2 protein-coding genes (1 of these 2 cut by a window edge) are annotated in these 23,691 nt (G+C 63.9%); both read right to left on the bottom strand.

The window, feature by feature from the left end:
• Positions 1 to 94: 94 nt before the first annotated feature.
• Entirely contained in the window at positions 95 to 13,270 is a 13,176-nt protein-coding gene (locus HU715_RS07155; RefSeq protein WP_367617198.1) for a non-ribosomal peptide synthetase, read from the bottom strand.
• Positions 13,267 to 23,691, bottom strand: the 3' end of a protein-coding gene (locus HU715_RS07150) for a non-ribosomal peptide synthase/polyketide synthase (protein WP_186710152.1). It continues 18,696 nt past the right edge of the window; only the last 10,425 of its 29,121 coding nucleotides appear in the window; the start codon falls outside the window, past its right edge — the gene reads right to left on this strand; the stop codon is at positions 13,267 to 13,269. The genes HU715_RS07155 and HU715_RS07150 overlap by 4 nt, the downstream gene beginning before the upstream one ends.

The following is a 23,691-nucleotide window of genomic DNA, read 5'->3' as shown; positions in this document are numbered from 1 at the left end:
GCCAGACAGGGCATACAGATGCGCGGGATCAAGGGCGAGCGCCCTACCCGGAAGCCCGGGACAGGGCATTCATCCCTCAGGTGAAGCGGCCGATTCAGATACTGCGTTTGCGCGTGAGCGCGGGAATTGTCGTCATCGGTACATTAATAGGCCGTACCTCGCCCACGGCGGCAGCCACCAGGGCCAGGGTGGGCTGGCCGAACAGCACACGGATATCGGCCTCCATGCCGTCCTGGCGCATGCGTTCGATCAGCGTCACGGCGAGCAACGAGTGGCCACCCAGTTCGAAGAAGTGGTCATGCCGACCCACTCGTTCGACCTTGAGCAACTCCGCCCACAACGCTGCGAGCTTGATCTCCATGTCGTCCACCGGGGCTTCAAACAGACGCGTGGTGTAGGCATGGCTGTCGGGGGCCGGTAGCGCCTTGCGGTCGAGCTTGCCGTTCGGCGTCAGGGGCAAGGCATCCAGGCGCACGTAGGCGGCGGGCACCATATACGCTGGTAACTGCGCTTGCAGGTGCGTGCGCAGGGTTTCGATGGCGACAGCTTCGTCCGGCGAGTGCTGGGTGAAATAGGCGACCAGGCGTTTGTCGCCCGGTATGTCTTCGCGGGCCAGGACCACGGTTTCCTTGATGTTTGGCGCCTGGGCGAGCTTGGCTTCGATCTCGCCCAACTCGATGCGGAAACCACGGATCTTCACCTGGTCGTCGTTACGGCCCAGGTATTCGATGTTGCCGTCCGGCAGGTAGCGACCCAGGTCGCCAGTGCGATACATGCGGGCGTTTGGAGCCGTGCTGAACGGGTCTTTCAGGAAACGCTCGGCCGTGAGGTCGTCACGATTGAGATAACCGCGAGCGACCCCAGCGCCACCGATGTAGATTTCGCCCGGTACGCCCAGTGGCACCGGTTGTTTGTGTTCATCCAGCAGATAGAACTGAGTATTCGCCACCGGTTTGCCAATGTGCGCGGCAAATCCTTCCTCACGGGCCATCGACACCCAACTTGAATACGTCGTGGTTTCCGAAGGGCCATAGAGGTTGCACAGGCGCTCGACCTGGGTCTGCTCGAACAACGTTTCCACCAGGCTGCGCTTCAAGGCTTCACCAGCGACGTTGACCGTGTCGACGCCCTCGCCCAATCCGCCCGATTCCAGCAACGCCTTGAGCGCCGACGGCACGGTATTGATCAAGGTGATGTCGTGTTCGCCCTGTTGCAGTTCCAGCACATTAGTGACCACGTCGATGCTGCCGCCGGAGGTCAGCGGCGCGAAGCACTCGTAGACGGCCAAGTCGAAGCTCAGCGAGGTCGAGAACAAGGTTTTCGACAATATCTTTGAGTCGAACGAACGATGGGCCCAGGTCAGGAAGTTCACCGTGTTGCGGTGTTCGATCATCACGCCCTTGGGCAGGCCGGTCGAACCCGAGGTGTAGATGACATAGGCCAGGTGCGAGGAGGTCAGCTCGGCGATCTCGGGATTCTGGACGGATTCGTCCTGCCACAAACCGCTGTCGAGATTGATCACGGCCATCGAGGCATCGCTCAACAGCCCAACCGTAGCGTCCTGCGCCAACACCGCCGCCGGCGCACTGTCTTCGAGCATGTAGGCAATCCGATCCAGCGGATACGCCGGATCCAATGGCACATAACCACCGCCGGCCTTGAGAATCGCCAGCAACCCAACAACCATGTCGATACCGCGCTCGACACAGATCGCCACCCGCGAATCCGGCTCCACGCCCTGCTTGCGCAGGTGATGGGCCAGGCGGTTGGCCCGTTCGTTCAACTCGCGATAAGTCAGGCGCCGCTCGCCACGAACCACCGCCACGGCATCCGGCGTACGCTGGACCTGCGCTTCGAACAACCCATGGATCGTCTGCTGCCGCGGATAGTCGGCCTCGGTGGCGTTAAATGTCACCAGCAGTTGCTCGCGCTCCGAATCCGGCAGGATCGACAGGTGCTGCAAAAGCAGGTCCGGCTGCTGCTCAAGCATGCCGACCAGGTTCTCCAGCGTGTGTTGCACATAATTACAAAGCCGTTGCGCACCAATGCGTGCCGGGGTCATGACGGTAAAGCTGAACCCTTCGCCCTGGTCATCCACCGACAACATCAGCGGGTAATTGGTCCGCTCCTCGCCACCGAGAATCTGGATACCGTTCCAAGCCGACAAGGTCTCGCTCGACACGGTGGTGCCGGTGTGGCGATAGTTGAGCAAGGCACTGAACAACGGCGTCGGCGCCTGCACACCGCTGCAGCGTTGCGCCAGCGCCAATGCGGCGTGTTCATGGCCCAGTAACGCGGTCAGGCGAGCATGGGTTGCTTTCACCCCCGCACGAACCCCGGTTTGCCCGACACTGACCCGCAACGGCAGGGTATTGATGAACATCCCCAGCGCCCGGTCGGCCCCCTCGCCGCCCTGCATCCGTCCGACCAATACCGTACCGAACACCACATCGTCCTTGCCCGATATCTTGCCCAGTACTTGCGCCCAAACCAGGTGGTACAAACTCGCCGCGCTCACCCCAAGCAGACGTGCCTGGGCCCGCAGCCGACGACTGAGGTCGGCCGCGACGTCCTGGCGCACCTCTTCGAGGCCGCTGCCATCGCCTTGCACATCCTGCAAATCGAACGGCAGCGTCGGCTCGTCGATGTCACCGAGCATTTCGCGGAAAAAGGTTTCGTGCGCCTCACGGCTCACACCCAAGCGAGCCTGGGCCACGAAGTTGCGGTACGGCACCGACGCCGACAGCCGCTGCACCTGACCGAGCATGTGCGCCTCGATTTCCGCCGACAGCACCGCCAGTGACGTGACGTCGTCCACCAGGTGGTGAAACAACAGCATGCCCACCCAACGTTGGTTCGCCGGGTCTTGCGCATGGACGAGCCGCATCATTGGCGCCTGGCGAATGTCCAGGCGATAGAACCGCGGGTCGAAACGCTGGTGCAACTGCGTGGCGATGTCACCCTGGCTCGGATCCAGCGCAACCGACTCGACACTCAGTGGCGCGTCTCGCCAGACCACCTGCATGGGTTCGGGCAGGCCTTCCCAGAGTACGGCGGTGCGCAGGATATCGTGGCGGTTAATGACGGCTTGCAGCGCATGGGCGAAATCTTCCAGGCGCGTGAACTGGTCGAAACCGAATATCACCTGTTGCAGATAGGGGTCGCCTTCGGCGGCAGCCAGATGGTGATAGAGGATGCCTTCCTGCAGCGGTGCCAAGGCATAAATGTCTTGGACGTTACTGACGCCGCCCGGCACCGCCGCGACGACCTGCTCGATCTCCGCCTGGGACAGATCGGCCAGCGGCAGCATGTCCGGTGTGATGCGTGTGCAACCGGCCGGGATCCCGTTGGCCGGTACGACAACTTCCCGATAACCCCCGACGGCGGCGGCCAACGCGGCCAACGTCGGCTGGCCGAACAAGACCCGCACATCGACGCTCAGCTCGACCTGGCGCAGGCGTTCGATCATTTTCACGGCCAATAACGAGTGACCGCCCAGTTCGAAGAAGTTGTCGTGGCGACCGACCTGTTCGAGCTGGAGCAGGTCTTCCCAGATCCGGGCAATACTGGCTTCCACTTCGCCTTGTGGCGCCTCGTATTCACGAACAATCACTGCCGAATGATCCGGTGCCGGCAGCGCCTTGCGGTCGAGTTTGCCGTTGGGGGTCAGCGGCAGTGCGTCGAGCCGGATGTAGGCGGTTGGCACCATGTATTCCGGCAGTTGCTCCAGTAGATGAGCCCGCAGGACTTCGATGTCGGCGAAAGCTTCTGGCGCATGATGGGTGAAATAGACGACCAGGCGTTTTTCCCCCGGTACATCTTCACGGGCCAGCACCACGGCTTCCTTCACCGCCTCATGCTGCGCCAGCCGCCCTTCGATCTCGCCCAGTTCGATGCGAAAACCCCGGATCTTCACCTGGTCATCGTTGCGACCCAAATACTCGATATTGCCGTCCGCCAGGTAACGACCCAGGTCACCGGTACGGTACATCCGGGCATTCGTCGCGGTGCTGAACGGATCCCCCAGGAAACGCTCGACGGTCAATTCCGGACGGTTCAGGTAACCCCGCGCCACCTGCACGCCACCGATGTAAATCTCCCCGGCCACGCCCAGGGGCACCGGTTGTCGATGGGCATCAAGCAGGTAGATCCGCGTGTTGGCAATCGGCTTGCCGATGGGCGTGCTGTCCGGGGTGTCTGCCCCCGTGCAGTCCCACGCCGTCACATCCACCGCCGCTTCGGTCGGGCCGTACAGGTTGTACAGGCCAACGTGCGGCAGCTGCGCCTTGAAGCGCCGCACCAGATGCCCCGGCAACGCCTCGCCGCTGCATATCACCCGCACCAAGCCTTCGCACTGGCCCGCTTCGCCATGGGCCAGGAACACATCGAGCATCGACGGCACGAAGTGCAGCGTGGTGATGCCTTGGGCCTGGATCACTTCGCGCAGGTACGCCGGGTCGCGATGCCCGCCCGGACGGGCCATCACCAGCCGCGCGCCGCTGAACAGCGGCCAGAAGAACTCCCACACCGACACGTCGAAGCTGAACGGGGTCTTTTGCAGCACCGCGTCTGTGGCGGTCAAAGCGTATTCGTCCTGCATCCACAGCAGGCGGTTGACCACCGCGCCGTGTTCGTTCATCACACCCTTGGGCAGGCCGGTCGAACCCGAGGTGTAGATGACATAGGCCAGGTGATGGGCATGCAGGCCCTCGACCTGCGGATTGTCGGTGGGCTGCGTCGAGAACCCTTGCGCCTCATCCAGCAGCAGGGTTCGCGCCTGGGTAGCCGGCAGGCTGACCTGCAACGCACGCTGGGTCAGCACCACCATGGGCGCGCTGTTTTCCAGCATGTAGGCCAGGCGCTCGTGGGGATAATCAGGGTCCAGCGGCACATACGCCGCGCCGGCCTTGAGGATCCCCAGCAGGCCCGCGACCATGTCCAGGCTGCGATCGGCACAGATCGCCACGCGGTCATCCGGGCGAATGCCCAGTTCCAGCAGGCGATGGGCAATCTGGTTGGCGCGTGCATTGAGTTGCGCGTAGCTCAGCTGCGCCTCGCCAGCCACCACCGCCACAGCGTCCGGGCAGGCCGCGACCCGCGCCTCGAACAGGCCGTGCAGGGTCAGGCCCTGCGGATAATCGACCGCCGTGCTGTTGAGCGTTTCCAGCAGATGCTGACGTTCGGCCGCCGGCAGACTCGTGAGGGCCTGCAATGGCGTATCCGGCGCCTGCTCCAGTGCGCTGACCAGGCTTTCGAGCGTGGTCTGCACGTACTCGCCGATACGCCGCGCGCCGGTCCCCACCAACGCTTGCACCACCAGGCTGAAGCCCTCGCCTTCATCATCCACGGCCAGCGCCAAGGGGTAATTGGTCCGTTCTTCACCGCCTATCGATTCGATGCCTTGCCACGCCGTCAGCGCTTGCGCAGTCACCTCGACCCCGCAATGACGATAGTTGAGCATCGAACTGAACAATGGCGTTGGCGCAACCACGCCACTGCAACGCTGGGCCAGTGCCAACGGAGCATGCTCATGGCCCAGCAGGCCGGTGAGTCGCTTGTGGGTCGCCTTCACCGCTGCGTATACGCCTTGCCCAGCCAGGTTCACTCGCAATGGCAGGGTGTTGATGAACATGCCCAGGGCCCGGTCGGCCCCATCGCCGGCCTGCATGCGACCCAACAGCACGGTGCCGAAGACCACGTCGTCGCGACCGCTGACACGGCCCAGGACCTGCGCCCAGGCCAAGTGCATCAAGCTGGCCGCGCTGACGCCCAACTGGCGGGCCTGGGCGCGAAGCCGACGGCACAGGCCCGCCTCCACGGCCAGTTTCACCTCTTCCACGCCAGTGCCATCGCCTTGCACATCGCGCAGGCCGAACGGCAGCGTAGGCTCGTCAATGTCGCCGAGCATGTCGCGGAAAAACGCTTCATGGGCCTGTTGATCGACACCCAGGCGCGCCTGGGCCACATAGTTGCGATAAGGCACCGATTCGCCCAGTTCATGCACCTTGCCCAGCAACTGCGCCTGCATTTCACGTTCCAGCACTTCCAGGCCGGTATGGTCCAGGACCATGTGGTGGAACAGCAGCATGGCGACCCAGCGCCGGTTGGCGACGTCCTCGGCGACGGCCAGGCGCAGCATCGGCGCCTGCCGCACGTCCAGCCGGTAATGCCGGGCATCGAAGCGCTCATACAGCCGGGCAACGGCATCGCCGCCGCTCGGGTCCGCGTCCAACTCGTCTACGCTGAGCCGAGCCTGTCGCCACACCACTTGCATCGGTTCGTCGAGGTGTTCCCAGACCATCGAAGTCCTGAGAATGTCGTGCCGGTCGATCACCCCCTGCAAAGCCTGGGCAAAGTCATCCAGGCGGGCCCGGCGGTCAAACCCGAACAGCGTTTGCAGCACGTACGGATCGCCCATTTTTGCCGTCAAATGGTGATACAGAATGCCTTCCTGCAACGGCGCCAGTGGGTAGATGTCCTGCACGTTGCGCGCGCCTCCCGGCACGCCCGCCACGATCCGATCGATAGCCTCCTGGCTCAATACGGCCAGCGGCAACATGTCCGGCGTGATGCGCTCACAGCCTTCGACGATGGCGCAGGCCGGCACCACCACGTCCCGGTGCCCGCCCACCGCAGCGGCCAGTGCCTGCAGCGTTGGCTGACTGAACAGCACCCGCACATCCACCGACAGCTCAGCCTGGCGCATGCGCTCGATCAGCCTCATCGCCAGCAGCGAATGCCCGCCCAGTTCGAAGAAATTATCGTGGCGACCGACCCGCTCCACTTTCAACAGCTCGGCCCACAGGTCGGCCAATACCTGTTCGATCTCGCCCTGCGGTGCCTCGTAGGCCTGGCTGGCGTAGGCCTCGGCATCCGGTGCCGGCAGCGCCTTGCGGTCGACCTTGCCGTTGAGCGTCAATGGGAACGCCGGCAGCATCACGAACGCCGCAGGCACCATGTACTCGGCCAGGGTCGCGGACAATTGCTCGCGCAACCCGGCCACGCTCAGCTCGACCTGCGGCTGGGCGATGACATAGGCCACCAGGCGTTTCTCGCCCGATTCATCGGCCCGCACCAGTACCACCGAATCCTTCACACCGTCACAGGCCACCAGCTTGGCTTCGATCTCGCCCAGCTCGATGCGGAAACCGCGGATCTTCACCTGGTCGTCGTTACGCCCCAGGCATTCCAGGCTGCCTTCGGGCAACCAGCGGCCGAGGTCGCCGGTGCGGTACAGCAGCGCGTCGGGCTCATGGCTGAACGGGTCGGCGATGAATTTTTCCGCGGTCAGGTCCGGCCGGTTCAGGTAACCCTTCGCCACCCCTTTGCCGCCGATGTACATCTCGCCAACGACACCCAACGGCGCCAACCGCTGGCGTGCATCGAGCACATAGACCTGGGTGTTGCCAATGGGGCCGCCGATAGGCACGCATTCGGCTTCCGCCGCCACGGCCTTCACCTCAAGGGTGGTGGCGTAGGTGGTGGTTTCGGTCGGGCCATAGCAGTGCACCAGGCGCAGGTCCGGCGCCAGGTCCAGCAAACGCCGGAACGACGCCACGTCGGCCCGTTCGCCGCCGCACAACAGGATGCGCAAGCCGCCGATGGCCTGGGGAATCAATTGCACGTACTGGTTGAAGATCGCCGTGGTCACGAACAGCACGGTGATGCCCGCATCTTCCAGCACCTGGGCAAACCTTGACGGTTCAAGCAGGGTGTCATGGTCGATCACCACCACTTGCCCACCATTGAGCAAGGCGCCCCAGACGTCCATGGTGCTGGCGTCAAACGCCGGGTTGGAGGCGAAGGCAATGCGGTCGTTGGCGTTGAAATCGGCGTAACCGTTGTTGATCACCAGGCGGTTGATCGCCCGGTGCGGCACCAGCACGCCTTTCGGAATGCCGGTGGAGCCCGAGGTGTACATGATGTAGGCGATCGATTCACTGGACTGCGCCAGGGCCGGGTTATGCGCCGGCCCCTGGTTGTCCAACGTGTCCAGGTCGATGCGCGATGCGCCCTCGGGTACGGCCTCGGTACTGAACGTCAGCAGGCACCGGGCCTGGCAGTCGTCGAGCATGAAGCCTTGGCGCTCCAGGGAGGCGTTGCGGTCCAGCGGCACATAGGCCGCCGCGCACTTGAGGATCGCCAGTTGACTGGCCAGCAGCTCGATGGAGCGTGGCAGCAGGATCGCCACGCAGTCATCCGGTTGCACGCCGAGGCCGATCAGGTGATGGGCCAGGCGGTTGGCCCGCTGGTTCAGCTCCGCGTAAGTCACTTGCCGCTGCCCGTGCACCGCCGCAATCGCCTGCGGCAGGTACGCGGCCTGGGCTTCGAACAGCGCCAGGACGGTTTGCTCGTGGGGATAGGCGCGCTGGGTGGCGTTGAAGTCCACCAGCAACTGATGGCGTTCGTTTTCTGGCAGGATTTCCAGGCGATTGAGGGGCGTCTGGGGCGCGTGTTCGAGGGCCTGCACGAGGCTTTCCAGGGCCGTGTGCATGTAGGCGCAAATGCGCGCCGCACCGATGCCTTGCGACACCAGGGCACTCAGCATGAAACCGTCGCCCAGGTCGTCCACCGACAGGGTCAGCGGGTAGTTGGTCCGCTCTTCGTTGCTGAGGATTTCCATGCCCTGCCAGGCGCTTACGGCCTCGGCTGAAACGGCGCCGGTCGCGCTGTGCCGGTAGTTCAGCAGCGCACTGAACAACGGGGCCGGTGCGGCCACGCGGCTGCACCGTTGCGCCAGGGCCAGCGAAGCGTGTTCGTGACCGAGCAAGGCGGTCAGCCGTTCATGGGCAGTCTTGACCCCGGCGCGGGCGCCCTGCTCATCCAGCTTGACCCGCAGCGGCAAGGTGTTGATGAACATGCCCAGGACCCGGTCGGCGCCCTCGCCGGCCTGCATCCGTCCCATCAGCACCGTGCCGAACACCACGTCCTCCCGCGCGGACAAACGTCCCAGTACCTGCGCCCAAGCCAAATGGTGCAGGCTGGCCGCACTCACCCCGAGCTGCCGCGCCTGGGCCCGCAAGCGATGGCTCAAGGCAGCGTCCACTTCCAGCTTGGCCTCCTCGATGCCGCGACCGTCACCCTGCACCTGTTGCAACCCCAGCGGCAGGGTCGGCTCGTCGACATCACCGAGCATCTCGCGGAAAAACGCCTCGTGCGCTTGCTCGCTGACACCCAGGCGCGCCTGGGCCACATAGTTGCGGTACGGCAGCGCAGCGGCCAATTGGCCGGCCTGGCCCAGCAGGTGCGCCTGCATTTCCTGCTGCACCACCTCCAGCGCGGTATGGTCCAGGGCAATGTGGTGGAACAGCAACATCGCCACCCAGCGCTGGTTGGCCGAGTCATAGGCATAACGCAAGCACATCAGCGGCGCCTGGCGAATGTCCAGGCGATGATGACGGGAGTCGTAACGGGCATGCAGTTGGATCACGGCATCGACGTCCGACGCGTCCAGTTGCAGTTGCTCGACGCTCAACAGCGCCTTGCGCCAGACCACCTGGATCGGCTGCTCCAACCCCTCCCACATGATCGAGGTGCGCAGGATGTCATGCCGGTCGATGACACCTTGCAATGCCTGGGCAAAGGCCTCGAGGCGCGCCTCGTCCTGGAAGGCGAACAGCGCCTGCAGCACGTAGGGATCGCCCTGCTGCGCCGAGACATGGTGATAGAGGATACCTTCCTGCAACGGCGCCAGCGGGTAGATGTCCTGCACGTTGTGCACGCCACCCGGCACCGTAGCGACGATCCGATCAATCGCCGCCTGGGTCAATGTCGCCAGCGGCAACATGGCCGGGGTGATCCGCGCACAATCGGGAGTGATGCCATTGGCCGGCACCTCGATCTCATGGCCGCCGCCCACCGCCGCGGCCAGTGCCGCGAGGGTCGGCTGGCCGAACAGCACGCGGACATCGGCACTCAAGCCGACCTGGCGCATCTGCTCGATCAGGTTGACGGCGAGCAAGGAATGGCCGCCCAGCTCGAAGAAATGATCGTGACGCCCCACCCGCTCGACATTCAGGACTTGCTGCCACAGTCGGGCCAGGGTGATTTCGGTTTCACCTACCGGGGCTTCGTAGCCACGGGTGATGATCGACGCCTGGTCCGGTGCCGGCAAGGCCTTGCGGTCGAGCTTGCCGTTGGGCGTCAGCGGCAAGGCATCCAGGCGCACGTAGGCGGCCGGCACCATGTAGTCCGGCAAGCGGCTTTGCAGGTGCGCGCGCAGGGCTTCGATGTCCGCGCGGTCATCCGTTGAATGCAAGGTGAAATAAGCCACCAGGCGTTTTTCGCCGGGAACGTCTTCACGCACCAGCACCGTCGCCTCTTTCACCGCAGCGTATTGAGCCAGGCGGGCTTCAATCTCCCCCGGTTCGATGCGAAAGCCACGGATCTTCACCTGGCCGTCGTTGCGGCCCAGGTATTCGATATTGCCGTCCTCCCGGAAACGTCCGAGGTCGCCGGTGCGGTACATCAGGGCCTGGGCGTCCTGGCTGAACGGGTCGAGGAGGAACTTCTCGGCGGTCAGGTCCGGGCGGTTCAAGTAGCCGTTGGCAACCCCCAGGCCGCCGATGTACAGCTCGCCGGCCACACCTTGGGGCACGGGTCGCTGCTGCGCATCGAGGAGGTAGACCCGGGTGTTGCCCAAGGGCCGGCCAATCGGGACGCTGCCCTCGCCGACGGCCTTGATTTCATAGGTGGTCGAGAATGTCGTCGCTTCCGTCGGGCCGTAGCCGTTGAGCAAATAGGCCGGCGCGCCCTCCTTGAGGACGCGGGCGATTACCGCCGGATCCAGCACATCGCCGCCGACAATCAAGTAGCGCAACTGGGCGAACACGTCCATCAGGTGGTCGGCGTATTGGTGAAACAGCCCCGCCGTCATCCACAACACATTCACCGCTTGCTCGAGCAACAGCCTGTGCAAGCGTTCCTGGGACAACAGCACGTCCTGGTCGACCACCACCACGCAACCGCCGTTGAGCAACGGTGCCCAGACTTCCAGGGTGCTGGCGTCGAAAGCCGGGTTGGAGGCGAAGGCCACCCGGTCCTGCTCGTTGAAATCGGCGTAACCGTTATTGATCACCAGTCGGCTGATGGCCCGATGCGGCACCAGCACGCCTTTGGGCGTCCCCGTGGACCCTGAGGTGTACATGATGTAGGCCGGCGCTTCGCTCGATATCGGTTGCTGGCGGCAATGGGCCGCCAGCTCGGGAAGGTCGACACGGTCCAGGTCCACCCGGCGCATGCCCGGCGCCAAGGCTTCGCGGCTGTGGGTCAAGGCCAGCACGGCGTGGCTGTCCTCGATCATGAACTGCTGGCGCTCGGCGGGCGCGTTGACGTCCAGCGGCAGGTACACCGCCGCACACTTGAGCACGGCCAACTGGCTGACCAGTAGATCAAGCGAGCGTGGCAGCAGGATCGCCACGGTTTGCCCCGCGTGCAGGCCAAGGTCGAGCAGATGCCTGGCCAGGCGCTCGGCCTTGCTGTCCAGTTCGCGGTAAGTCAGGACTTGCCCACCCTGCACCGCTGCCGGCGCGTCCGGACGCGCCTCGACCTGGGCCTCGAACAAGGCATGAATCGATTGTTGCCGCGGATAGTCACGGTCGGTGTCATTGAACGACACCAGCACCCGTTCGCGCTCCGATTCCGGCAGGAACGACAGGCTGTTGAGCCTCGTGCCAGGCGCAGACTCCAAGGCGCTAACCAGGCTTTCAACGGCGGCCTGCATGTAGTCGCCGATGCGTTGCGCGCCAATCAACGCAGTGGCTTGCACCGACAAGGCGAAGTCATCGGAAAAATCGTCCACCGAAAGAATCAGCGGATAGTTGGTGCGTTCTTCCGCGCCCAGGGCTTGCATACCGTCCCAGGCCAGGCTGACCTCGGCCGTGGGGACTTGCGCCGCGCTGGCGCTGTGGCGGTAGTTCAGCAACGCGCTGAACAGCGGTGCCGGTGCCGCCACGCCGCTGCAACGTTGCGCCAGGGCCAGGGATGCGTATTCGTGACTGAGCAGGCTGCTCAACCTGGCGTGGGCGCTTTTCACCCCATCGCGCACGTTCTGTGCACCTACCCCCACGCGCAACGGCAAGGTGTTGATAAACATGCCCAGGGCCCGGGTCATGCTTTCGCCGGCCTGCATGCGGCCGAGCATCACCGTGCCGAACACGACGTCCTCACGACCCGAGACGCCGCCGAGCACCTGTGCCCAGGCCAGGTGAAAAATGCTCGCCGCGCTCACGCCGAGCTGACGTGCCTGCGCGCGCAGCCGGCAACTGAGGTCTGGTGCCAGGGTCAGATGACTTTCTTCGATGGCACTGCCGTCGCCCAGCACATCCTGTTGGCCAAAGGGCAAGGTCGGCTCCTCGACGTCACCCAGCATCTCGCGGAAGAACCTCTCGTCAGCCTGGCGCTGGCCAGCCTGGCGGGTCCGAACGACATAGTCGCGGTAAGGCGCGGCGGGCTGCAATTGCCCGGCCTGCCCCATCAGGTAGGCTTGCATTTCACTCTGCACAACCGCCAGGGCCGCGTGGTCAAGGGCCATGTGATGGAACAGCAGCATGGCGGCCCAGCGCTGGTTGGCCGGGTCCTCGGCGACCACCAGCAGCAACAGCGGTGCCTGGCTGATGTCCAGGCGATAGTGACGAGGATCGAAGCGTGCCTGCAATTGCGCCATGACGTCGCCCTCGGCGAGGTCGGCACTGATGTCCTTGACCCCCAGCCGAGCCTCGCGCCAGACCACCTGCACCGCCTCTTGCAACCCCTCGCGGATGATGGCGGTGCGCAGGATGTCGTGGCGGTCGATCACGCTTTGCAAGGCGTCGACAAAATCCGTCAGGCGTTCCTGCCGGGCGATGCTGAAGTGCGCCTGCAACACATAGGGATCGCCCTGGGTGGCGGTCAGGTGGTGATAAAGAATCCCCTCCTGCAACGGCGCCAGCGGGTAGATGTCCTGCACATTGGCCGCGCCGCCCGGCACGGTGGCCACGATGCGGTCGATGGCCGGCTGGTCGAGGGTCACCAGTGGCAGCATGTCCGGCGTGATCTGCCCACAGCCGACGGGGATGGCGTTGGCTGGGATGTCGACTTCGCCAGCCTTGCTGTCATCGTATTGCCCGGCCTGGATCAACTCGATCAGCGCGGCTTTGTGCTCACGCAGCAAGGCCAGCACCGCCGGCTCGCCCAGGGACTGTTTACGGCCGCGTACCACGAGCTGATCGCCCTTGACCGAAAGCTGTACGTCTTTTTCTTTTAGTGTCGCCAACAGTTCGATCACACTCACAGGACAATCTCCATTTTTTCTGTCGTTGCCGCGTATTCCGAGAGCGTGGGCTGCTCGAACAACGCCCGCACATCCGCTTCCATGCCTTCCTGGCGCATTCGCTCCATCAGGCTGACGGCGAGCAAGGAATGCCCGCCCAGTTCAAAGAAATGATCGTGACGGCCAACGCGTTCCACGTTGAGGACTTCAGCCCACAGTTGGGCCAGTGTGATTTCGGTTTCGCCGATGGGGGCTTCGTAGCCTCGGGTGATGAACGCCTCCAGGGCCGGTGCCGGCAGCACCTTGCGATTGAGCTTGCCGTTGGGTGTCAGCGGCATGGCGTCGAGGCGTACATAGGCCGCCGGCACCATGAAGGCCGGCAAGTGAGCTTGCAGGTAGGCACGCAGCGCCTCGATGTCCAGCACATCGTCTGACGGATATTGGGTGAAATAGGCCACCAGGCGTTTTTCCCCCGGTGCGTCTTCACGGGCCAGCACCGCGGCCTTCTTCACCGCCTCGTGCTGGGCGAGCCGGGCTTCGATCTCCCCCAGTTCTATACGGAAACCGCGGATCTTTACCTGATCGTCGTTACGCCCCAGGTACTGCAACGTGCCGTCAGGCAGCCAGCGACCGATGTCGCCAGTCTTGTACAGCCGCGCATCACTTTTGCCGTAGAACGGGTCGGCAATGAAGCGTTCGGCGCTGAGTTGTGGCAGGTTGAGGTAACCGCGGGCCACCCCCACGCCGCCGATGTGAATCTCGCCCGGAACGCCCACCGGCAACAATTGCCCGTGGCTGTCGAGCACATGCAATTGCATGTGGCGGATCGGCCGGCCGATGGGAATCGACTGATGGCGGTAGGTTTCCAGGTCGCTGTCCACCGTGTGCCAGGCGACGATGTCGCTGCACTCGGTCGGTCCGTAGCTGTTGATGATCGCGGGCCGTGGCAGTGGGAGTTTTTCCAGCATGGCGAGCTGGATCGGCTCGCCGCCCAACACCACTCGCTTCAGGCAGGCCAGGGCCTGCTGATGATCGGCGTCCACCAGCGCATGGAAGGCGCTGGGGGACATGCACAGGAGAGTGATACCGGCCTCGACGATCTGGGCAACGATGGCGCCGGGGTTGAAGGGTTCTTCGGCCAGGTGCAGCGTGGCACCGACCATCAGCGGCGCCAGGATGTTTTTCTGGGTCAGGTCGAAGCTATAGGAGGACGCGAGCAACACCGCGTCGCCGGCATGGAACGTCACGTCGTAGAGGTACCAGTCCAACAGGTTGCGCAGGCCGCGATGCTCGACCATCACGCCCTTGGGCAGTCCGGTGGAGCCGGAGGTGTAGATCACGTAGGCCAGGTTGGCCGGGGTCAGGCCCGTGATATCCGGGGTGTGCTCCGGCTCGTCTTGCCATGGACCGCCATCCAGGTCGATCAATGGCACCTGGACGTTGGCCAACAGCCCTCGGGTGCCCGCCTGGACCAATACCGCAGCCGGCTCGCTGTCGGCCAGCATGTAGGCAAGGCGGTCCGCCGGGTAAGCCGGGTCCAGCGGCACATAACCGCCACCGGCCTTGAGGACCGCCAGCAGCCCGATCACCATCTCGGCACTGCGCCAGACACAGATGGCCACGCGCGAATCCGGTTGCACACCTTGCTTGCGCAGATAATGCGCCAGCCGATTGGCTCGCGCATTCAACTGGCGATAGCTCAGCGGTTGTCCACCGTCCAGCACCGCCACGGCGTCCGGTGTGCGTTGAACCTGGGCTTCGAAGAGGCCGAGGATGGTCTGCTCCCGCAGGTCATCGGTGTCGTCGGTATTGAACTCGGCCAGCAGTTTTTGCCGCTCGCCGGGTGGCAGGATCGACAGCTGATGCAGCGGAGCGTCAGGCGTCTGCTCAAGCATCCGGACCAGATTTTCCAGAGCCTGTCGAACATAGCCGCAAAGGCGCTGCGCACCAATGCGCGCGGGGGTCATGATGCTGAAACTGAACGCCTCGCCCTGGTCGTCCACCGACAGCGTCAGCGGATAGTTTGTGCGTTCTTCGCCGCTGAGCAGCTGTATACCGTCCCAGGCCGACAGCGCCTCGCTTGAGTTCAGCGCGGCGGTGTGGCGATAGTTGAGCAAGGCACTGAACAATGGCGTTGGCGATTCCACACCGCTGCAGCGTTGCGCCAGCACCAGCGAGGCATGTTCGTGGCCGAGCAACGCGGTCAGGCGTGCATGGGTCGCTTTCACGCCGGCACCGACCGCGGTTTGCCCCACATTCACCCGCAACGGCAAGGTATTGATGAACATCCCCAATGCGCGGTCGGCGCCCTCGCCGCCTTGCATCCGGCCAACCAGCACGGTGCCGAACACCACGTCGTCCTTGCCCGACACCTTGCCCAGCACCTGAGCCCAGACCAAGTGATACAGGCTTGCCGTGCTCACGCCGAGCTGACGGGCCTGGGCCCGCAGCCGAAGGCTGAGCTCAGCCTCGACGTCCTGGCGAACCTCCTCGATGCCGCTGCCATCGCCCTGCACATCCTGCAAGCCGAACGGCAACGTCGGCTCGTCAATGTCGCCGAGCATGTCGCGGAAAAACTGTTCGTGGGCCTCACGACTCACCCCCAACCGGGCCTGGGCCACGTAGTTGCGGTACGGCACCGAGGCCGGCAAGCGTTGTGCCTGGCCCAGCATGTGCGCTTCGATCTCCGCCGACAGTGCCGCCAGCGACGTGGCGTCGTCCACCAAGTGATGGAACAGCAGCATGCCCACCCAACGCTGGTTCGCCGCATCTTGCGCATAAGCGACCCGCATCAGCGGTGCCTGGCGGATGTCCAGGCGATAGTGCCGGGGGTCGAAACACTCATGCAGTTGCGTGGCGATATCGCCGGCCGCCGGGTCCAGCGTCACCGCCTCGACTGCCAGCCGGGCTTCACGCCAGACCACCTGCATGGGCTCGGCCAGGCCTTCCCAAAGCACGCCCGTGCGCAGGATGTCATGGCGGGCGACAACGGATTGCAACGCCTGGGTGAAAGACTCCAGACGTGTGAAGCTGTCGAACGCGAACATCATATATTGCAGATAGGGATCGCCTTTGGCCGCCGCGAGGTGATGGTAAAGAATTCCCTCCTGCAACGGCGCCAGTGCATAAATATCCTGCACGTTGGCCACGCCGCCCGGCACCTTCGAAACGATTCCATCGATTGCCCATTGGTCCAGCTCAGCCAATGGCAGCATGTCCGGGGTAATCCGCGTGCAGCCATCCGGGATGCCATTGGCCGGTACCACGACTTCCGAATACCCACCGACCGCAGCGGCCAGCGCCGCGAGCGTCGGCTGGCCGAACAGCACCCTCACGTCGGCGCTCAAACCAGCGTGACGCATGCGTTCGATCAGTTTCACCGCCAGCAGCGAGTGACCGCCCAGTTCGAAGAAGTTGTCGTGACGACCGACTTGCCCAAGGTCCAGCAAGTCTTGCCAGATCGCGGCGATGACGGTCTCGGCCTCGCCTTGCGGGGCTTCGTATTCGCGAGTCGCTACCGACGACTGATCCGGTGCCGGCAGCGCCTTGCGGTCGAGCTTGCCGTTGGTGGTCAGCGGGAACGCGCCAAGGACCACGAACGCGCCCGGTACCATGTACTCCGCCAGCGACCCCAGCAATTGAGCACGCAGGTCGGCAGCCGATAGCGATGCACCGTTGGCAGCGATCACATAGGCCACCAGACGCTTGTCGCCCGGTTCGTCCTCGCGAGCGATAACCACCGCCTCGCTGACGCCCTCGCAGGCCGCCAGGGTCGCTTCGATCTCGCCCAGTTCGATACGGAAACCGCGGATCTTCACCTGGTCGTCGTTGCGGCCCAGGTACTCGACGCTGCCGTCCGCCAACCAGCGGCCGAGGTCGCCGGTCCGGTACAGGCGCGCGCCTTCGCACCCGCTGAAGGTGTCGTCGATAAAGCGTTCCCGGGTCAATTCGGGACGGTTCAGGTAACCCCGCGCCACACCCGCCCCGCCCACATACATCTCACCCACCACACCCACCGGCACCGGCTCGCGCCGGGCATCGAGCACGTACAGTTGCAGGTCGGGAATACGCTTGCCGATCGGACTGACACCCGCCAACTGCGCGTCGGCCGCTTCCAGGGGGCGATAGGTCACGTGCACCGTCGTTTCGGTGATGCCGTACATGTTCACCAGTTGTGTCCCGGCATTGGCTGCACGGCCGAACCAAGGCTTGAGCATCCCGGTTTCCAATGCTTCCCCGCCAAAGATCACCTGGCGCAGGCTGTGGCGCAGATCGCTCTCGCCTTGCGCGGCAATCAATTGGCGGAAAGCACTTGGCGTCTGGTTGAGGACAGTGACCCCGGCCTCGCACAACAGCGCATAGCACTCTTGCGGAGAACGGCTGACCAGTTGCGGCACCACCAACAGGCGACCGCCATGGGTCAACGCGCCCCAGATTTCCCAAACCGAGAAATCGAAGGCAAAGGAATGGAACAACGCCCAGACGTCTTGCGGACCAAAATCGAACCAGGGCTGGGTCGCCGAGAACAGCCGGGCGACGTTGCGGTGCTCGACCATCACGCCCTTGGGCAAGCCGGTCGAACCCGAGGTGTAGATCACGTAGGCCAACTGCGACGACGTCAGGCCCGGCACTTGCGGGTTGACGGTGGACTGGCTGCGCAACGCCGGGCTATCGAGTTCGATCACCCGTACGGACTCTTCGGCCAGCAGCCCATGGGTGGCGGCATGTAACACGATGGCCACGGGGGAACTGTCCTCGAGCATGTAGGCGATACGTTCCGCCGGAGAAGCCGGATCCAGCGGTACGTAGCCAGCGCCCGCCTTCAAGATGCCCAACAGGCCGACAATCATGTCCAGGCCACGTTCGACACAGATCGCCACCCGGTCATCCGGGTTAACGCCCAGCGACAGCAGGCGATGGGCGAGTTGGTTGGCCTGGGCGTTGAGTTCGCCGTAGGTCAGTGCCTGATCCTCGAACACCACCGCCACCGCGTCGGGTTGCGTCGCGACCTGGGCCTCGAACTGGCGATGGATCAGCGCGTCATGGGCATAGGTCGCCTCTGGCGCATTCCAGGTTTCCAACAGTTGCGTGCGTTCGGCCGCCGGCAGCACCGTGAGGTTGCGCACCGCCGTTTGCGGCGCATGTTCCAGGCTATCGACCAGGCTCTGCAGGGCCACCTGCACATAATCACAGATACGTTGCGCACCGATCCGGGACTCGACCTGCACCGTCAGGCTGAAGCCTTCACCCAGGTCATCGACGTTCAACGTCAGCGGATAGTTGGTGCGTTCCTCGCTGGACAACATTTGCATGCCGTTCCAGGCCGACAGGCCCTCATCGGTCTCCTGCAATGAACTGTGGCGCAAGTTCAGCAACGCGCTGAACAGCGGCGCTGGCGGGGCCACGTCACTGCAGCGTTGGGCCAAGGCGAGGGAAGCATGCTCATGCCCCAGCAGCCCGGTCAGGCGCGCGTGGGTGGTCTTCACCGCGTCCCGCACGCTTTGCCCATTAACCGGCACGCAGATCGGCAAGGTGTTGATGAACATGCCCAAGGCCCGGTCAGCACCCTCACCGCCCTGCATCCGCCCCATCAGCACCGTACCGAAGACCACGTTTTCCTGGCCCGAAGCCACCGCCAGGACCCTGGCCCAGGCCAGATGGATCAGGCTCGCGGCACCCACGCCCAGTCGGCGGGCCTGAGCCCGTAGACGCAGGCTCAGGTCCTCATCGACCGACGCCGAGACTTCCTCGATGCCGCGCCCGTCGCCCTGGACCTGGGTCAAGCCGAATGGCAGCGTCGGCTCATCGACGTCGCCGAGCATCTCGCGGAAGAACCCTTCGTGCTCCTGCGCGCCGACACCCAGGCGCGCCTGGGCCACATAGTTGCGATACGGCACCGCGGCGCCCAACTGGTCGGCCTGCCCCAGCAAATAGGCCTGCATCTCGTGCCGTACCACCTCCAGCGCCGTATGATCGAGCGCCATGTGGTGGAACAACAGGGTGGCCACCCAACGCTGGTTGACTGCATCTTGCGCAAAGCGGATACACATCAGCGGCGCCTGGCGGATATCCAGGCGATGGTGCCGAGCGTCGAAACGCGCCTGCAGTTGGCGAGCGATGTCTCCGTCCTCAAGCCGCAGACTCACTTGCTCGATACCCAGCACGGCCTCACGCCAGACCACTTGCACCGGCGCCTCCAGTCCTTCCCAAGCCATGGACGTTCTCAGGATGTCGTGGCGGTCGATCACACCTTGCAACGCCTGGGTGAAATCATCGAGGCGCTCGCGACTGTCGAAAGCGAACTGCGTCTGCAGCACATAAGGATCGCCCTGTTCAGACGAGAGGTGATGGTAAAGGATGCCCTCCTGCAACGGTGCCAGCGGATAAATGTCCTGCACGTTGCGCACCCCACCCGGTACCGTCGACACGATCCGGTCGATGGTTTGCTGGTCCAGCGTGACCAATGGCAGCATGGCCGGGGTGATGTGTTCGCAGCACGAGGGAATCCGGTTCTGCGGAACACTCACCTCATTACCACCGCCGACGGCTGCCGCCAGCGCGGCCAGGGTGGGTTGACTGAACAACGCACGCACATCGGCACTCAATCCGGCCTGACGCATCCGCTCGATCAGCGTCACGGCCAACAACGAATGCCCGCCCAGTTCGAAAAAGTGGTCATGACGCCCGACGCGTTCAACCTTGAGCAGCTCAGACCAGACTTGTGCCAGAGTGGTTTCGATTTCGCCTTGCGGCGCTTCGTAGCCACGGGTGATCAGCGCGTCGAGGTCTGGTGTCGGCAGGGCCTTGCGATCAAGTTTGCCGTTCGGTGTCAGCGGCAGTGCGTCGAGGCGAACGTAGGCAGCAGGCACCATGTAGGCCGGTAACTGCGCTTGCAGATACGTGCGCAGGGCTTCGATATCCAGCGCTTCAGATGGCGAATTCTGGGTGAAATAGGCGACCAGGCGCTTGTCACCCGGCACGTCTTCACGGGCCAGGACCACGGTTTCCTTGATGTTTGGCGCCTGGGCGAGCTTGGCTTCGACCTCCCCCAGTTCGATGCGGAAACCACGGATCTTGACCTGATCGTCGTTGCGGCCCAGGTATTCGATGTTGCCATCCGGCAGGTACCGGCCCAGGTCGCCAGTGCAATACATGCGGGCGTTTGGAGCCAGGCTGAACGGATCTTTCAGGAAACGCTCGGCGGTGAGGTCGTCACGATTGAGATAACCGCGAGCAACCCCAGCGCCACCGATGTAGATTTCCCCCAGTACGCCCAATGGCACCGGTTGTTTGTGTTCATCCAGCAGATAGAACTGGGTGTTGGCCACCGGTTTGCCGATGTGCGCGGCAAAGCCTTCCTCACGGGCCATCGACACCCAACTCGAATACGTCGTGGTCTCCGACGGGCCGTAGAGGTTGCACAGGCGCTTGACCTGGGTCTGTTCGAACAACGTTTCCACCAGGCTGCGCTTCAAGGCTTCACCAGCGACGTTGACCGTGTCGACGCCCTCGCCTACACCACCGGACTCCAGCAACGCCTTGAGCGCTGACGGCACCGTGTTGATCAGGGTGATATCGTGCTCGCCCTGTTGCAGTTCCAGCACATTAGTGACCACTTCGATGCTGCCGCCGGAGGTCAGCGGCGCGAAGCACTCGTAGACGGCCAGGTCGAAGTTCAACGAAGTCGAGAACAGGGTTTTAGCCAAGGTCTGCGAATCGAACGAACGATGGGCCCAGGTCAGGAAGTTCACCGTATTACGGTGTTCAATCATCACGCCTTTAGGCAGGCCGGTCGAACCCGAGGTGTAGATCACGTAAGCCAGGTGCGAGGACGTCAGCTCGGTGACCTCGGGATTCTGGACGGACTCGTCCTGCCACAGCCCGCTGTCCAGATCGACCACTGGCATCGATGCGCCTGCCAGCAATTCAAGGGTCGCCGTCTGCGCCAACACCGCCGCCGGCGCACTGTCTTCGAGCATGTAGGCAATCCGATCCAGCGGGTACGCCGGATCCAGCGGCACATAACCGCCACCGGCCTTGAGAATCGCCAGCAACCCAACAACCATGTCGATACCGCGCTCGACACAGATCGCCACCCGCGAGTCCGGCTCTACGCCCTGCTTGCGCAGGTAATGGGCCAGGCGGTTGGCCCGTTCGTTCAACTCGCGGTAGCTCAGGCGTTGCTCGCCACGGATCACCGCGACGGCATTCGGCGTGCGTTGCACCTGATCTTCGAACAGCCCATGGATCGTCTGTTGCCGCGGGTAATCGGCTTCGGTGGCGTTGAACGCCACCAGCAGTTGCTCGCGCTCCGCTACCGGCACAATCGACAGCTCACGCAATGCCGAGTCAGGCGCCTGTTCCAACGCATCCGCCAGACGTTCCAACGCCGTGTGCATATAGGCGCACACCCGTTGCGCGCCGACCGGTGATGTCACCAACACAGACAAGGTAAAACCTTCGCCCAAGTCATCGACGTTCAATGTCAGCGGGTAGTTGGTGCGCTCTTCGCCACCAAGCCCCTCGATACCGGACCATGCGGCTTGATACTGCGCCGATGAGTCGGCCACAACGCTATGGCGGTAGTTCAACAGCCCACTGAATAGCGGCAGGGGAGCCTCCACGCCACTGCAGCGTTGTGCCAGCACCAGCGGTGCATGTTCATGCCCCAACAATGCGGTCAACCGTGCATGGGTTGTTTTCACTCCCGTGCGTACCGTTTGCTCACCCACATCAACGCGCAGAGGCAAGGTGTTGATGAACATGCCCAGTGCCCGGTCGGCGCCATCACCACCCTGCATCCGGCCCATCAGTACCGTGCCGAACACCACGTCGTCCTTGCCGGACACCTTACCCAACACCTGCGCCCAGGCCAGGTGCAACAGGCTCGCGGCACTCACGCCGAGCTGACGCGCCAGGGCTCGCAGACGCAAGCTCAACGCCGCATCCAGCGGTTGCGAGGCGTGTTCGATATCCCGTCCATCGCCCTGCACATCCTGCAAACCGAACGGCAGTGTTGGCTCATCCATGTCGCCAAGCATCTCGCGGAAAAACGCTTCGTGCGCCTGTTGGCCCGCTCCCAACCGGGCCTGGGCCACGTAGTTGCGATACGGCACCGCGGCACCCAATTGATCCGCCTCACCCAGCAGGTGTGCCTGCATTTCGTGCTGCACCACCTCCATGGCGGTGTGATCCAGCGCCATATGGTGGAACAACAGCACCGCCACCCAGCGCTGGTTGGACGCATCTTCGGCGAAGGCCAACCGCATCATCGGCGCCTGAGTGATATCCAGGCGGTAATGCCGCGGGTCGAAACGGCTCTGCAACCAGGCGGCGACATCGCCTGCGGCGCCGTCAAGGGCGACCTCCTCCAGGTGCAGTTTCGCCTCGCGCCACACCACTTGTATCGGCGAGTCGAAGCCTTGCCACACCACGCTGGTGCGCAGGATGTCATGCCGGTCAATGACGTGTTGCAAGGCATCCACGAACGCCGTCAGCCGCTCTCGACTCTGCAACTCGAACGACGCCTGCAAGACATAGGGATCGCCCTGCCCGGCGACCAAGTGATGATAGAGAATGCCTTCCTGCAATGGCGCCAGCGGATAGATGTCCTGCACGTTGCCAACACCGCCCGGTACCGTCGCCACGATCCGGTCAATCGCCTCCTGATCGAGATCCATCAATGGCAACATGGCCGGGGTGATCCGTGCGCAGTCCGCGACAATCAGGTTCGCCGGGACGTGCACCTCGCTCCCGCCGCCCACCGCCGCGGCCAGCGCCGCGAGGGTCGGCTGGCTGAACAGCACCCGCACATCGGCGCTCAAGCCGAGCTGACGCATCTTCTCGATCAGCTTGACCGCCAACAGCGAATGGCCGCCCAGTTCGAAGAAGTGATCGTGGCGACCGACCCGCTCCACATCGAGCAGCTCCGCCCACAGCAACGCCAGCGTCGCTTCGACTTCGCCTTGCGGGGCTTCATAGTCGCGGGTAACGAGCGCATGCACATCCGGTGCAGGCAGTACCTTGCGATCCACTTTGCCGTTCGCGGTCAACGGCAGTACATCAAGGCGCACATAAGCCACCGGGACCATGTAGTCCGGCAACTGCGCTTGCAGATGCGCGCGCAGGGCCTGGATATCCATAGCCTCGCTCGGCTCGCGCAGCGTGAAGTATGCCACCAGGGTCTTCTCGCCCGGGACGTCTTCGCGCACCAGGATTACGGCATCCTTGACGTCGTCATGCTTGGCGAGCCTGGCTTCGATTTCGCCCGGCTCGATGCGGAAACCACGGATTTTCACCTGGTCGTCGTTACGCCCCAGGTACTCGACCGTACCCTCCGGCAACCAGCGCGCCAGGTCGCCGGTGCGGTACAGCAAGGCATCCGGATCGGCACTGAACGGATCGGCGACGAACTTCTCGACGGTCAGTTCGGGGCGGTTCAG

Source organism: Pseudomonas zanjanensis (assembly GCF_014268745.2).
Taxonomy (GTDB): Bacteria; Pseudomonadota; Gammaproteobacteria; order Pseudomonadales; family Pseudomonadaceae; genus Aquipseudomonas; species Aquipseudomonas zanjanensis.
The sequence above is the reverse complement of the archived record's forward strand: the minus strand, read 5'-3'. Positions and strand labels throughout refer to the sequence as shown.